12 protein-coding genes are annotated in these 16,634 nt (G+C 33.3%); all 12 read left to right on the forward strand.

All coding sequences use genetic code 11. The annotated features are described in order from the left end of the window. The coding region (locus AC1DY0_RS15795; RefSeq protein WP_477189547.1) for an N-acetylmuramoyl-L-alanine amidase at positions 1-799 on the forward strand (799 nt) is incomplete at its 5' end. Between the two features lie 55 nt (positions 800-854). After that, positions 855-1,814, forward strand: a complete 960-nt coding sequence (locus AC1DY0_RS15800) for an MlaD family protein (protein ID WP_477189548.1) — start codon at positions 855-857, stop codon at positions 1,812-1,814. A gap of 5 nt (positions 1,815-1,819) precedes the next feature. Then, positions 1,820-3,154, forward strand: a complete 1,335-nt coding sequence (locus tag AC1DY0_RS15805) for a 4Fe-4S dicluster domain-containing protein (RefSeq protein WP_477189549.1) — start codon at positions 1,820-1,822, stop codon at positions 3,152-3,154. A gap of 84 nt (positions 3,155-3,238) precedes the next feature. After that, positions 3,239-4,030, forward strand: a complete 792-nt coding sequence (locus AC1DY0_RS15810; RefSeq protein ID WP_477189550.1) for a (Fe-S)-binding protein — start codon at positions 3,239-3,241, stop codon at positions 4,028-4,030. 199 nt (positions 4,031-4,229) lie between these two features. Continuing rightward, positions 4,230-4,712: an ABC transporter ATPase gene (locus AC1DY0_RS15815; protein WP_477189551.1), complete on the forward strand. Its 483-nt coding sequence runs from the start codon at positions 4,230-4,232 to the stop codon at positions 4,710-4,712. A gap of 142 nt (positions 4,713-4,854) precedes the next feature. Beyond that, on the forward strand, positions 4,855-5,352 hold the full coding sequence (locus AC1DY0_RS15820; RefSeq protein ID WP_477189552.1) for a phosphatase PAP2 family protein: 498 nt from the start codon (positions 4,855-4,857) through the stop codon (positions 5,350-5,352). Between the two features lie 63 nt (positions 5,353-5,415). Continuing rightward, the gene (locus AC1DY0_RS15825; protein WP_477189553.1) at positions 5,416-6,441 is read left to right on the forward strand and encodes a YncE family protein; all 1,026 of its coding nucleotides are present in this window, start codon (positions 5,416-5,418) and stop codon (positions 6,439-6,441) included. A gap of 99 nt (positions 6,442-6,540) precedes the next feature. Next, positions 6,541-7,701 carry a TolC family protein gene (locus AC1DY0_RS15830; RefSeq protein ID WP_477189554.1) on the forward strand — a complete coding sequence of 387 codons (1,161 nt, stop codon included), beginning with the start codon at positions 6,541-6,543 and terminating at the stop codon, positions 7,699-7,701. A gap of 4 nt (positions 7,702-7,705) precedes the next feature. Continuing rightward, positions 7,706-8,620: an efflux RND transporter periplasmic adaptor subunit gene (locus AC1DY0_RS15835; protein ID WP_477189555.1), complete on the forward strand. Its 915-nt coding sequence runs from the start codon at positions 7,706-7,708 to the stop codon at positions 8,618-8,620. Between the two features lie 76 nt (positions 8,621-8,696). Continuing rightward, positions 8,697-11,750 (forward strand): efflux RND transporter permease subunit, encoded by a 3,054-nt coding sequence (locus AC1DY0_RS15840; RefSeq protein WP_477189556.1) that lies wholly within the window; start codon positions 8,697-8,699, stop codon positions 11,748-11,750. 154 nt (positions 11,751-11,904) lie between these two features. Further along, positions 11,905-12,222, forward strand: coding sequence for a DUF6660 family protein (locus tag AC1DY0_RS15845; RefSeq protein WP_477189557.1), 318 nt, complete (start codon positions 11,905-11,907; stop codon positions 12,220-12,222). A 108-nt stretch (positions 12,223-12,330) separates the two neighbouring features. Continuing rightward, complete coding sequence (locus tag AC1DY0_RS15850; RefSeq protein WP_477189558.1) at positions 12,331-16,632, forward strand: CusA/CzcA family heavy metal efflux RND transporter; 4,302 nt, start codon at positions 12,331-12,333, stop codon at positions 16,630-16,632. Positions 16,633-16,634: the final 2 nt, after the last annotated feature.

Raw genomic sequence — 16,634 nt, forward strand, 5'->3', positions numbered from 1 at the left:
AACCTATGTGATGGGGATGAATAAGATTGCTTCAAATCTTGAGGCAGCCAAAAAGGAAAATGCGGTAATCACAATGGAAAAAGATTATAAACAAAAATATGAAGGATTTGATCCAAATTCTCCTGAAACAATGATCGGTATGACTTTGATGCAAGAAGAATATTTAGATAATAGTATTTCATTGGCAGGTAAGGTAGAAGATGAATTTGCAAAATTAGGTAAGAAATTAAGACATGGAGGAGTGAAGCAAGCGCCATTTATGGTTTTGCATAAAGCCTATATGCCAAGGGTTTTAATTGAAACTGGTTTTATATCCAATCCTGTTGAAGGGGATTTGTTAAATTCAGAAGATGGACAAAATGATATTGCTAGAGCTATTGCTAATGCAATAATCAGTTATAAATATGATTATTTTGGAGATGGAGGAGCAGAAACTTTTGGAGAAAAGCCTTCTCAAATCCTTAAAGAAAATCCTATAAAAAGTTCTGAAACTCCAGAAGTTAATAAACCAGAGATTAATAAAGGAATCATTAAAAAAGACACTTTAGGTTCGATTTATAAAATTCAGTTATCGGCTAGTAAAAAAAAGTTAGCATTGGAGCCTAAAAACTTTAAAGGTTTGCAAAATGTCAAACTCGTTTACGAAGATAATATTTATAAATATCTATACGGCGAAACCTCAGATTATGAAAATGCTAAAAACCAATTAAATGAAGTAAAATCCAAAGGTTATGATTCTGCTTTTTTAATTGCTTTCAAAAATGGAAAAAAAATAAGCATTCAAGAAGCAGTCAAATAATACTTATAAATTAGAATATTTTATATTAAATTTGCCCATTAAAAAAACAAAAATTTTGAAAATTACAAGAGAAATAAAAACTGCCATTTTAGTTATTACGTCAATTTTATTATTCCTCTGGGGATACAGTTTTTTAAAAGGAAAAGACCTTTTTAATAGTTATAAAACTTTATATGTTGAATATGCAAATGTAGAGGGACTTGCGCCTTCTGCACCAGTTACAATCAACGGACTGAGCATTGGAAAAGTGAAAACTATTACAATTAGTGAAAAAGGAACATTATTGGTTGAATTGCAAATCGATACAGATTTTCCGATATCAAAATCAAGCACAGCTACAATCTATGATGCCAGTCTTATTGGGGGTAAACAAGTAGCTATCCATCCTAATTATGAAGATAAAATGATCGCTGAAAACGGTGATTATTTAAAAGGAACTTTAGAAGCCAGTCTTATGGCTTCATTAGGTGATAAAGCCGCTCCAGTTATGGCTAAAGTAGAAAAATTAATGACTAGTGCAGATAAATTAATTACTAGTTTTAATTCTGTTTTAGATGCAAAAGGTCAAGCCGATTTAAAAAAGAGCTTAGCTGAACTTAGCGCTACTATGGAACAATTTCATAAAGTAGCATCAAATGCCAATGTGATTTTAGATGAAAATAAAGGACAGTTGAAAGGTATGGTTTCTAATTTCAACAAAGTCTCTGATAATTTCGTTAAAATTTCAGACTCGTTGAATAAAGCTGACTTAGGAAATACAGTAAGGAATTTGAATGCGACATTAAGTAAAGTAGATGCATTGATGAAAGGTTTAGAATCTGGAAAAGGAACTATGGGGAAATTACTTAAAGATGAAGCCTTATATGCTAACTTGGAAAAAACTTCCAAAGAGTTGGAATTGCTTTTGCAGGATGTAAGATTAAATCCAACACGTTATGTAAATGTCTCTGTTTTTGGAAAGAAAAACAAACCATATGTTGCTCCAAACGATTCTATAACAAAAGTTAAAAACTAGTATTTATGAGTTACCTTAGTAATGTGTTATTTGCCATAGTATTGATTATTGGCTTCGGGTATTTTTATTCGAATGTAAAAAAAATCATTAGAAATATTAATCTTGGTGTTGATGTTAATCGTAAAGATAATGCAAAAGCACGTTGGACAAATATGGCAATGATTGCTCTTGGGCAGTCCAAAATGGTAAAAAGACCCGTTGCTGGAATACTGCATATTATAGTATATGTTGGATTTGTTATCATCAATATCGAATTATTAGAAATCATTATTGATGGTTTATTTGGAACACATAGAATTTTTGCTTCAATCGGAGTTGTTTATGATGTTTTAATTGGATCTTTTGAAGTATTGGCTTTTTTAGTCTTATTTGCTGTTACTGTATTTTTGATAAGAAGAAATGTAGTTAAGCTGAAAAGATTTATTCATTCCGATTTAAAAGGTTGGCCAAAAGGTGATGCTAATTATATCTTGTATTTTGAGATAACCCTAATGACGTTGTTTTTATTAATGAATGCCACTGATTTGCATTTGCAAAATGTACCTGGTGGATTTTCTCACTTTATTAAAGCAGGTTCTTTTCCAATAAGTCAATTTATTGCTCCGGTTTTCAATGGAATGTCCAATGAGTTGGTGATGTTGTTAAACGAAGGTTTTTGGTGGTTGCACATCGTTGGGATTTTGATTTTTATGAATTATTTATATTTCTCAAAACACCTTCATATTTTATTAGCTTTCCCAAATACTTATTTTGCAAATTTAAATCCACAAGGACAGTTTGATAATTTAGCTTCTGTAACTGCTGAAGTAAAATTGATGATGGATCCAAATGCTGACCCATTTGCGGCAGCGCCAGTTTCTGAAAATGAAGCTCCGAGTAAATTTGGCGCCAGTGATGTTCAAGATTTAAACTGGGTTCAGTTATTAAACGCCTATACTTGTACAGAATGTGGTCGTTGTACTTCTTCTTGTCCAGCAAATCAAACAGGGAAAAAATTATCTCCTCGTAAAATTATGATGGATACAAGAGATAGATTGGAAGAGGTAGGGAAAAATATTGATGCCAACAAAGGTGTTTTTGTACCGGACAATAAATCTTTATTGAACGATTACATAACTCCAGAGGAATTGTGGGCTTGTACTTCTTGCAATGCTTGTGTAGAGGAATGTCCAGTTAATATCAGCCCGCTTTCTATCATTATGGATATGAGACGTTATCTTGTAATGGAACAAAGTGCCGCTCCAATGCCTATAAATGCTATGATGACCAATATTGAGAATAATGGTGCACCTTGGCAATACAGTCAACAAGATCGTTTGAATTGGAAAAACGAAAATTAGTATTGTCTTTTGTTATAAATAAAAAAATATAAAATACATCAAAATTAAGGCTTTTGCCTTTGTTGTGAAAAAAATATAAAAGTTATGTCAGAAAATTTAATTGTGCCAACAATGGCCGAAATGCTAGCCCAAGGAAAACAACCAGAAGTTTTATTTTGGGTAGGTTGTGCAGGAAGTTTTGACGATAGAGCAAAGAAAATAACAAAAGCGTTTGTGCGCATTCTAAATCGTGCCAATGTTTCTTTTGCTGTTTTAGGTGCTGAAGAAAGTTGTACTGGAGATCCAGCAAAAAGAGCAGGGAATGAGTTTTTGTTTCAAATGCAAGCAATGATGAATATCGAAGTGCTTAACGCTTATGAAGCAAAAAAAATTGTTACTGCTTGTCCACATTGTTTTAATACTTTAAAAAATGAATATCCAGAATTGGGAGGACATTATGAAGTGGTACATCACACAGAATTTCTTAAATCATTGTTGGATTCAGGACGTTTAACTATCGAGGGAGGACAATTTAAAGGAAAGCGTATTACTTTTCATGATCCTTGTTATTTAGGCCGTGCCAATAATGTATATGAAGCTCCAAGAGATTTAATTCAGAAATTAGATGTTGAGTTGCTTGAAATGAAGCGTTCTAAAGCAAATGGCTTATGTTGTGGTGCTGGTGGAGCACAAATGTTTAAAGATGCGGAATCGGGCAATAAAGAAATTAACGTAGAAAGAACAGAAGATGCTCTTGAAACGAAACCTGATATTATAGCTGCTGGTTGTCCTTTTTGCAATACAATGTTAACGGATGGAGTTAAAAACAAAGAGAGAGAAAGTGATGTTAAAGTAATGGATATTGCTGAATTGATCGCCAACGCTCAGGACTTGTAAAAAGAGATTTTAAGAAAATTTATTTTCATAAATATAAATTTAGAGCATAAGCTCAATATTGATTGTTTTCTAAAGTGAATAAATTATTTGCATTAGAAAGTAATCTAAATAAAAAATCTGCGTTTATTTCTTATTAGAAGCTAAATGCTAAAAATTAAAAATATGCAGTTAAAACCTGCAATCTAAAATAATAAATACCATGTACGTTCCTTTTGAAAATTTACCCGAAGAATCTAGAATTTGGATTTATCAATCGAATAGAAAATTTTCGGATGCCGAGTTTTCTGAAATCGAAACTGATTTGCAATCTTTTCTTAACGAATGGGCTGCACACGGTACTAGCCTTGAATCCTCTTATTTGTTGAAATACAATCGTTTTATTATTTTAGCAGTAAATCAGGATGTACAAGCAGCAACAGGATGTTCTATTGATTCTTCTGTTGAATTTATCCAAGGCTTAGAAAAAAAATACAATGTTGATTTATTGGATAAAATGAATGTAACCTTCAAGCTAGGAGAACACATTGCGCACAAGCCATTGATAGATTTCAAAAAAATGGTAAAAGATAAAGCTGTTACCGAAAATACGATTGTCTTTAATAATTTGGTTAACAATATTGAAGAGTTCAATGAATCTTGGGAAGTTCCTGCGATAGATAGTTGGCATAGCCGATTTTTTTAAATCAATTTACAAATTCAAGATGTCTAAATTTTTTCCCTTTTTTGCATTCTTTTTTTGCTTTTCAATTTCAAATGCCCAAAATTCGGATATAGATCTTCTAAAGAAAATAAATCTAAATAGGAATACAAACATTGAGTCTTCAATGATTGGAATAACAAATAGTGCACTTCCTGTTAGTGTTGGAACTCCTATTGTCATCTATGCAGTTGGACTAATTGAAAAAGATAGCATCACAAAGAAAAAGGCAATTTTCATTGGCGAATCTTTGGCCGCTTCTGTATTTATTTCTTTTGCCTTAAAAAACATCACGAAAAGGGATAGACCTTATGAAACTTATCCTGAAATAGATAATGTTACAGAAGAAGCTAGTTATTCTTTTCCTTCAGCCCATACTTCATCAGCTTTTGCAACAGCGACATCATTGAGTATGGCTTACCCAAAATGGTATGTTATTGCTCCGTCTTTCTTATGGGCTGGGGCAGTTGGTTATTCCCGTTTATATCTTGGAGTTCATTATCCTACCGATGTTTTAGCTGGAGCAATCGTAGGTAGTGGTTCTGCTTTTTTGTGCTATAAATTGAATAAATGGATTAATAAGAAAAAAAAGAAACCCATTTTATTTGATGGACAAAAACAATAAATTAAGCAATATTTAATTTAATATCAAATTGGAATTCCGATATTTATACTCAAAATCGGTCCAATGAAAAAAACATTTTCTGTAGCACTTATCCTTTTCTCTTTTTTGACTTGTATTAGTCAAGAATATAAAGTTTTAAAAAAGATTAAAATAGCAGGAGACGAAGGTTGGGATTACCTTGCTGTTGATGAAGTAAATCAAAATTTGTTTATTTCGCACGGAAATGTTGTTAATGTAGTGGATTTAAAATCGGACGAAAGTATTGCAACCATTAGTGATACCAAAGGTGTTCACGGAATTGCAATCGCAAATGATTTAAACAAAGCTTTTATCACCGACGGGAAGGATAATTCCGTTACAATTGTTGATCTTAAAATTTTTGAATTGATTGCAAAAGTAACCATTGAAGGTCAAAAGCCGGATGCGGTTTTGTACGATCAATTCTCTCATAAAGTTTTTACTTATAATGCCAGTTCAAAAGATGCAACTGTTTTGGATGCCATTACCAATAAAGTTGTAAAAACAATTCCATTGGGCGGAAAACCCGAATTTTCGGTTACTAATACCAAAGGCCTGATTTATGTCAATATTGAAGATAAAAACGAAATCAAAACAATCGATGCCACTAAATTGGAAGTAATCGCAACTTGGAGTATTGCACCTGGTGATGAACCATCAGGACTGGCCATTGATTTAGATTCTAATAGATTATTTTCGGTTTGTGGCAATAAATTGATGGTAGTTGTTGATGCTTCAAATGGAAAAGTTATCAAAATATTACCTATTGGAGATGGTTGTGATGGTGTTGCTTTTGATGCCAAAAAGAAACTTGTTTTTAGTTCCAATGGTGAAGGGACAATTACTGTTGTTAAAGAACAAAACACAAATACCTTTTCGGTTCTTGAAACGGTAAAAACTCAAAAAGGAGCAAGAACCATTGCATTAAACAAAACTAAGGGGGATTTATATCTAACCACCGCTGATTTTGGTGCAAAACCCAAAGCAACTACTGAAAATCCTAACCCAAGAGCTTCTATTGTTCCCAATTCTTCTGTGGTTTTGGTTGTAGCGAATAATAGTAAAAAATAATTTTATTATATAAATCAGTTAATGAGATTCATCTTTTTTTTCATTCTTAGCTTTATTTGTCTAAAGTCTTTTTCGCAAGAAAAAGATTTGCGATTTTATATGGAAAAGGCACAAAATAATTCACCTTTACTAAAGGATTTGTCTAGTCAGATTCAATCCAATACTATAGATAGCTTGCTTAAACGAGCAGTTTATAAGCCTCAGATAGCAGGAAATCTGAATGCAAATTATGCACCTCTTATCAATGGAGTGGGGTATGATAAAGCGATAACTAATGGACAATCTGTTTCGGGTTTGGTTGGAATCAATCAAAAAATAATTGGTAAGAATATTGCAAATTCACAGGCCGAAAGTTTTAAAATTTTAAAAGAGAGTTTGGTTTTAAATAAAAAAATTGCTCTTAAAGATTTGAATAAAGTGATTATCGATCAATATGTCACAGCTTATGGAAGTGCAGAACAAATTGTCTACAATCAAAAGATGATTGTACTATTGAATAACGGCGTCAATACTCTGAAAAAGTTAACCCAAAATTCCATTTATAAGCAAACCGATTATTTAATTTTTCTTTCGACTCTAAAACAACAAGAATTGCAGGTTTTGCAACTGAAACAACAATATCAAAATGATTTAGGATTACTGAATTATTTGTCAGGTGAAACCGATACCACTTTTGTGAATTTGGCAAAACCAGATATTGGTTTAAAAACGATTTCAAGTGCAGAAAAAACTATATTCTTTAAACAATTTGAAGTCGATAGTTTAAAAATTGTCAATCAGAGTAAGTTGATTGATAACGCATATAAACCAACATTGGCTTTGCTTGGTGACGCGGGTTATTTGTCCAGTTTTGAGTATCAACCGTATAAAAATTTTGGCTTTAGTGTTGGATTAGGTTTGTCAATTCCTATTTATGACGGAAACCAAAGATCATTGCAACATCAGAAAAATGAGCAGGCTGTAGCCACTAATTTGGCTTATAAAAATCATTTCAATAAGCAATTTCAACAGCAATTGCTGATGCTTAATCAAAAATTGAAACAAACTGTGGAAACCGGAAACCAATTGCAGTCTCAGCTTCAAATAACTGATGCCCTTATTGAAGCGGACAAAAAATTATTGCTATCCGGTGATGCGCAAATCACCGATTTTGTAATCGCGATAGGTAATGTTATCACGCTAAATAATTCAATTTCCCAAAACAAAATCAACAAATTACTGCTTATTAACGAAATCAATTATTGGATTTCTAATGACTAATATGATGAAGAAAATATTTTCTGTTTATATACTAATTACAGTTTTTTTTATTTCCTGTAAAGATAAGCCAGAACCCGAAACACCAACTGATGTTAGAGTTCCAGTTACATTAACTTCAATTGATACGATTGGTATACAAAGCGTTATTGACCTAAATGCAACAGCTACTTATTTGGTAAAAAACGTCATTAAAGCCAACGCAACTGGCTATCTGAATTCTGTAAATGTGGCACCGAATGATTTTGTAGCCAATGGGCAGGAATTATTTTCGATAAAAACACGAGAAGCAAAAGTGTTGGGGAATTCTATTAATAAAATAGATCCAACTTTGGGTTTTGGAGGAGCGATTAAAGTGCTTTCGAACACCAACGGAACTGTAACCATGGTCAATGTGCAACAAGGTGATTATGTTCAGGACGGAGATGCTTTGGTCACCATCAATGATATCAAAAGTTTTGTAATTGTTTTGAGTTTACCATATGAACTAAAAAAACATATTTCGGTTGGTCAAGAATTAAGTGTTTTTTTACCTGATAATTCAATACGAACAGCCACGGTTGAGAAATTTTCGCCAACGGTTGATGCCATTTCTCAAACACAAAATGTGATTTTACAAATAAATGGCAAACAAGATATTCCTGAAAATTTAATTGTGAAAGTTAGGGTAAATAAAGGTTCTAATTCTAAAAGTATTTCATTACCCAAATTAGCTGTTTTAAGTGATGAAACCGAAACTGATTTTTGGATAATGAAAATGATAAACGCTGATACAGCTATAAAGATTCCGATAAAAAAAGGAATTCAAACAGAAGATAAAGTCGAAATTCTTTCCCCTGCTTTAACAGCGAAAGATAGAATTTTGTTAACGGGAAATTATGGTGTTGGAGATACAATTAAGGTCAGAGTGATTAAAAATTAAAAGGGTTTACCATTGATTAGAAGGATTTTCACAGATTCAATATAATCTTTAAATCTGTGGCTTAAAAAAAATATAAATGAATAACTTTTTTGTAAAGCATAGAAACGGATTAAGCACCATTATTTTCCTGATTATTTTGGGTGGTTTTTTTGCGTATTCCAAAATGCAAACCAGTTTGTTTCCTGAAATTACTTTTCCAAAAATAAAAATCATTGCCGATGCGGGCCAGCAACCCATTGATAAAATGATGATAACGGTTACTAAACCGCTAGAAGCGGCTATTAAAAAAGTACAAGATTTAAAAACTGTACGCAGTACTACGAGTCGTGGAAGTTGTGAAATTTCGGCTTTTATGGATTGGAATGCAGATATAGATTTGAGTAAAACGCGTATTGAAGAGCAAATTAGCCAAATCCAAAATAACCTTCCGCCAGATACTCAAATAACGGTGGAAAAAATGAATCCGTCAATCCTTCCAGTAATAGGTTACGCGATTGAAGGCAAAGGAATGTCTCCCATTGAGTTAAAGAAGATTGCCAATTTCACTATCAAACCCTTTCTTTCCCAAATTGACGGCGTTTCAGAAATTAGAATCATTGGAGGAAAAGAAAAAGAGTATTGGCTGTCGTTGGATTTTGAAAAAATGAGAGCACTTGGCATTTCGCCAAATAGTATTTCACAAATTTTAAGCCAAACCAATTTTATTAAATCCAATGGTTATCTATCGGATTATCGGTATTTGTATTTAACCATCACCGATGCACAAGTAGATAAAAAAGAAGAATTAGAAAACCTTGTAATTCTTAATAATGGCAAAGGAATTATTACGCTAAAAGATATTTCTACAGTTGAAATCAAAGAGGCAAAAGAATACATAAAAGTCAACGCCAATGGGAAAGAAAGCATTTTGGTTGCCGTAATCAAACAGCCAAATGCTAATTTGATTACACTTAGTACTGATATGAATACAAAGCTAGAATCTTTAAAAAAGATTCTGCCAAACGGGATCAAAATCAAACCTTTTTATGAACAGGCTACTTTTGTAAATGATGCGGTTAAAAGCGTTACCGATAGTTTGTTATTAGGCTTGTTGTTGGCTATCATTGTAGCAGTTTTGTTTTTAAAATCGGTTAAAGCCAGTGCTACCATTTTAATCGTCATACCCGTAACTTTAGGTTTAACCTTAATTGTTTTATACCTCACCGGAAATAGTTTTAATATTATGACTTTGGGAGCCATTGCTGCTGCTTTGGGATTAATAATAGACGATGCGATTGTGGTTGTTGAGCAAATTCACAGAACACACGAAGAACACCCTGAGGAGCCTACTGTGAATCTTTTGCAAAAAGCTATTCACTACTTATTCCCAGCAATGGTCGGTTCATCGATTAGTACTATTGTAATTTTTATCCCTTTTGTATTAATGAGCGGTGTAGCTGGTTCTTATTTTAAAGTACTGACCGATACAATGATCATCACCTTGATTTGTTCTTTTTTTGTTACTTGGTTATTGCTTCCGGTGGTTTATTTGTTGCTTACAAAAAATGAAAATTCAGCTAGCGGAATTCAAAAAGAAATTCAGAGTCATGAGGTTAGAACACAGAATTGGGTAGCTTATTTTATTTCAAAACCTATAATTAGTATTGCATTTTGTATTGTTTTGGTTCTTTCCATTTTTATTATTTTGCCCAACCTAGAGACTGGTTTTTTACCTGAAATGGACGAAGGGAGCATCATTTTGGATTACGAAAGTCCACCAGGAACTTCACTTGCTGAGACCGATAGAATGCTTAATGAAGTAGAGAAAATCATAATAAAAAATCCAGAAGTAGAGGCTTATAGCCGTAGAACAGGAACACAGATGGGCTTTTTTATCACCGAACCCAATCGTGGTGATTATTTGATTCAATTAAAGAAAGACAGAAACAAAACCAGTAATGACGTAATAGACGAAATTCGAGCCCAAATAGAAGCAACGCAGCCTGCATTGCGGATTGATTTTGGTCAGGTTATTGGAGATATGCTTGGGGATTTAATGAGTTCTGTTTCTCCGATTGAAGTCAAAATTTTTGGAAGTAATCAAATAGAATTACAAAGGATTGCCAAAGAAGTTACCGGAATTGTTGAGAATGTAAAAGGAACCGCAGACGTTTTTAATGGTATTGTTTTGGCGGGACCTGAAATTACTATTCATCCTAATTATGTGAAATTGGCACAATATGGAATCACACCAACCGATTTACAATTTCAAATGCAAACTGCTTTAGAAGGAAATGTGGTGGGCAGTTTATTGGAAAATGAAAAGCAAACGCCTATCCGATTAATTTATGCCAATGGTCAAAAACGCAGTTTGGAAGATATTAAACAACTCAAGATATTTCTACCGAATGGACAAGCTATTCCAATTTCAAGCTTGGTTGTGATTTCGGTACAAAAAGGAATTGCCGAAATTGAACGAGAAAATCTTCAAATGATGAATGTCGTTACGGGGCGATTGGATAATCGAGATTTGGGAGGTGTAATGCAGGAAATTCAAACGAAAGTTACAGATAAAATTCATTTGCCAAGTGGCTATTATATCGAATATGCTGGAGCTTACAAGGATCAACAGCAATCATTCGAGGAATTATTGATGATTTTGATCGCGTCTTCTTTATTAGTTTTCGGAGTTATTTTGTTTCTTTTTAGAGATTTTAGAATTGCATTGGTTATACTTTTAATTTCTGTTTTAGGTATTGCAGGTAGTTATATTTTGCTTTTCATAACTGGAACTCCTTTAAACGTGGGAAGTTACACGGGAATTATTATGATAGTGGGTATTATTGCAGAAAATGCGATTTTCACTTTTCTTCAATTTAGAGAAACTTTTAAATTAACCCGAAACGTAAACGAATCTATAATTTATTCAATTTCTACACGATTACGCCCCAAATTAATGACTGCTTTGGGAGCAATAATTGCGCTTTTGCCTTTGGCTATTGGAATTGGAACGGGTTCAGAGTTGCATCAACCTTTGGCGATAGCGGTAATTGGCGGATTTATTATTGCATTGCCTTTGTTATTGATTGTTCTTCCAAGTTTGTTGGCTCAAGTTTATAAAAATGAAAAACATTTTAAACATTTTATGTAGTTTTTTGAAAGAATAAATAAATTGTAATTCAATTTGCAATAGTGATTAGTTTGTTGCGATTTTTTCCAATTTATTGACGTTGTGTTCAATTCAATTATGTTTGGCTTCAAAATTTATTTTCTTTCTTTTAAATTTAAACCGTAATTTTGTTTTTGTGAAATGGACTAGTACTATATTGTCGATTATGCTTTTATTACTTTCTTGTTTGCCGTGCGCAGATAAGGAGGGGAATAGTGCTTCAAAGGATGTTGTTGTTAAATGTAGTTCAGAACATAATCAAGATAACGACGCTTGTTCTCCATTTTGTATTTGCAATTGTTGTAGTTCTCAAGTTTTTGCTTTCGGAAATACGATTTATAGTTTTGATTTTGTGATCGTAAAAACGATTGTTGAAAATAAAATACCTGAATACAAATCAGTTTTTGCTTCCAATTTCTTCGGAAGCATTTGGCAACCCCCTCAGATAGTATAATGAAACCTAATTCCAATAATCATTGGAAATTAGGATAGAGAGTTGTGGCCTCTCCACAAAAGTGATAGACCTTTTTGGGTCTGATTTCTCATTCATTATATTTTAAAAATGATACATAAAATCATTAAATTTTCAGTAAACAATAAACTGATTACAGGAGTTCTATTGTCCATATTTGTTATGTTTGGTGTTTATTCATTCACACAATTAAGTGTGGACGCATTGCCGGATGTTACTAATAATCAGGTGCAGGTAATAACCAATGCACCAAACCTCGCTACGCAAGAAGTTGAACAATTCATTACTTATCCATTAGAGACTGAATTTAAATCATTGTCGGAAATGATTGAATTGCGAAGTACGAGCCGTTCTGGTTTGTCTGTAATTACAATTGTTTTCAAAGACAATGTGCCCGTTAATATTGCTCGACAACGTGTTGATGAAAAAATAAAAATGGCAGCTGATAATATTCCAAAGCAATATGGAATGCCAGAATTATTGCCTCCAACAACGGGACTTGGCGAAATTTTTCAATATGTATTGGTTCCCCAAAAAGGCTATGAAAAAAAATACAATTTAACAGAGTTAAGAACGATTCAGGATTGGATTGTTCGTCGCCAATTATTGGGTACTGTTGGAGTTGTGGATGTAAGCAGTTTTGGAGGAAAACTGAAACAATACGAGGTTTCGGTAAAGCCCGAAAGATTGGCGGCCAATAATCTTACCCTTATAGATGTTTTTGATGCTTTACAAAACAACAACGAAAATACGGGTGGAAGTTACATAGACAAAGGTCCCAATATTTATTTTATTCGTGGAGAAGGATTAATCCAAAATATTGATGACATTAATAATGTTGTTGTGAAAAACAACTCAGGTGTTCCAATTTTGATAAAAGACATCGCCGAAGTCAAATTTGGATTTGCCCCTCGATACGGAGCAATGACAAGAAACGGAAATGGTGAAACAGTTGGTGGTGTGGTTTTAATGCAAAAAGGAGAGAATGCTGTTAGGGTAATTGAACGTGTTAAAGAAAGAATACAGTCAATTGAAAAATCCTTGCCTAAAGGCGTTAAAATTGATGTTTTTGTTGACAGAACAAAGCTTATAGAGAAAACGGTCAGTACAGTTTCTACCAATTTATTGGAAGGAGCTTTAATCGTAATATTAGTTTTAGTGCTTTTTTTAGGAAGTTTGAGAGCCGGTTTAATAGTTGCATCTGTTATTCCTTTGGCAATGCTTTTTGCAATAATCATAATGAATCTCTTTGGGTTGAGTGCCAATTTGATGAGTATGGGGGCTTTGGATTTTGGATTAATTGTCGATGGGGCCGTAATTGTTGTCGAAGCTACTTTGCATATCTTTTCTAAGCATTATAAGAACAATATGCTTTCTCAAAACAAAATGGATCACGAGGTAATAAAAAGCTCATCCAAAATTATGAGTTCTGCCATTTTTGGACAAATAATAATTCTGATTGTTTACATCCCATTGTTTGTTTTAAGTGGAGTAGAAGGTAAAATGTTTATGCCAATGGCGCAAACGGTAAGTTTTGCAATTGTTGGTGCGTTACTGCTTTCACTTACGTATGTACCTTGGGCGAGTAGCATTTTTTTAAGCAAAAACATCACTAATGAACCCAATTTTACTGACCGTTTTATCAATAAATTAAATAATTGGTATCAACCGATTTTAGTCATTGCACTAAGACGAAAATTTGAAGTTATTAGCATTTCGATTTTTTTATTTATAGCCTCAATATTTATTTTCAATTCGTTGGGAGGTGAATTTATTCCTGAATTGGACGAAGGTGATTTTGCAATGAATTACACAATTCGTCAGGGAAGTAGTTTACCGCAAAGTATTCAAGTTGGAACACAATTAGAAAAACTAGCACTTACTTTTCCAGAGGTAAAAGAAGTAGTGAGTAAAATTGGTACTAGCGAAATTCCAACTGATCCAATGCCAATAGAAAGTGCTGATATTATTATGGTATTGAAAGATAAAAAAGATTGGACAACAGCAGGTAATAAAGAAGATTTGGCCGAAAAAATGAACGAAAAACTAAGCCAGATTCCAGGCTGTAATTTATCGTTTGAGCAACCCATTCAAATGCGTTTCAATGAATTGATTGCTGGTGTAAAATCGGATATAGCCATAAAAATATTTGGTGATGATTTGGATAAATTATTTTCTGATGCTAATAAAGCTGTCCCAATTATCAGAGGAATTAATGGCTTAACGGACATCAAAGTAGAGCAAGTTACAGGAATGCCTCAATTGGTCGTAAAATACAACCGTAATAAAATTGCTCAATACGGTTTGAATATTGCCGAAGTGAATCGGATTTTGAATACCGCTTATGCTGGCGGAACAACAGGAGTGGTGTATGAAGGTGAACGCAAATTTGATTTGGTTGTTCGTATTCCCAAAAATGGCGATACCGATATTGATGCCTTAAAATCATTATTGATTCCGACGCCAAAGGGGAATCAAATTCCATTGAATGAAGTGGCTGAAATCGCTTTTAAAACAGCGCCTTCACAAATAAGTAGGGAAGAGGCACAGCGAAGAATTGTTGTTGAAGCCAATGTTCGAGGACGAGATGTAGAAAGTGTAGTTTTGGAAATTCAAAAGAAACTGGATGCTAAATTAAAATTGCCGGAGGGGTATTTTATAAAATATGGCGGGCAATTCCAAAATCTTCAAGAAGCCAAAGGAAGATTGCAATTGGCTGTTCCAGTTGCGCTTTTGCTTATTTTTTTCTTACTCTTTTTGTCGTTCCGCTCTCTAAAGGAAGCAACGATAATTTTCTCGGCAATTCCGCTGGCATCTATTGGTGGCGTTTTAGCTTTATGGGGACGGGGAATGAATTTTAGCATTTCGGCAGGTGTCGGTTTTATCGCGCTTTTTGGTGTTGCAGTTCTTAATGGGATTGTATTAATCAGTCATTATAATCAATTAAAAGAAGAAGGAGAAGATAATCTTTTGCAACGCATTTACAAAGGAAGCAGTGCTCGATTAAGACCAATTTTGGCGACAGCCACAGTAGCTTCATTAGGTTTTCTGCCAATGGCATTAAGTACAAGTGCAGGTTCAGAAGTCCAAAAACCATTGGCTACCGTAGTGATTGGCGGTTTATTGACTTCAACACTACTGACCTTATTTGTTTTACCCGTTTTATATTATTTAGTTATGACACCAAGGAAAATAAAGATAAACCCTAAAATTTCATCAATTATTATATTGATTTTTAGTTGTTATTCTTTTAATGCAAATGCCCAAAATAGTCCTTTGCAATTAAACGATGCTTTGCAGGCTGCTCTAAAAAATTACCCAACAATGCAACAGGCTGCTTTGCAAACAGAGCAACAACAAGCATTAACCAAAACTGCCACTATTCTGGATCCATTTAATATTAATAGCAATTTAGGTCAAATGAACAGTAAGTTATTTGATTATAATGTGGGAGTGGCTCAAGGCTTTAAATTGTCGAATAAAGCAGATAGAAATCTTTTGAATCAAAATGTTACCGTTGCCAAATCATTTGAAGCAGTTACTAAAAATGAATTGATTAAAAATGTTTCAAGTGCTTATTTCTTTTGGATTTACAATGTACAACAGTACAGTCTTTTACTTCAAATTGATACAATTTTTTTAGATTATGAAAAGTATGCAGACAAGAAATTTCAAGTAGGCGAAAGCAATAAACTGGAAAAAATTAACGCCACCTTGCAACATAAAGATTTAAAAATGCAATTAGCAGAGGTTAATACTCAAGTATCTTTTTATCTAGCAGAATTGAAAAAATGGACAAGAAATAATGGAGATTATCAAGCTCCAGCAAAATATGAAACGTTGCCTGAAATTAATTTAAGCGATAGTACATTGGTTAAAAATCATCCAGTTTTACAGCTTTTGCAACAGCAAATTATCGCAAAAGAATTAGCAATAAAATCTGAAAAGGCTAAGGCAAATCCATCATTTAATTTGGGAGTCAATGCACAAAGTTTGGACAAAGAAAATGCATTTTATTATGGAAGTGTAGGGATTAATATACCATTATTCAGAAATGGTGTTGAAGCAAAAACGCAAGTAGCTAAATTGGAAACCGAAATTGCTAAAAAAGAATTGGAAAAATCACAACAGGAAATGGTTACTGTTTATTTGCAACAATACCACCTTCAAAAACAATATTTGGAACAACTCAATTATTATAAAACTGAAGGAATCCCAATGGCAGAAATGATTGTCAATTCGGCTCAACGTCTGTACAAATCAGGAGACATTGGTTATATCGAATACACTCAAAACCTGAAAGATGCCAACAAAATTAAAAACGATTATCTGACGGCAATGAACAATTACAATCAAACGGTAATCAATATTCAATTTTTATTAAATAAATAAAA

The organism is Flavobacterium sp. P1_E4 (assembly GCF_056405915.1).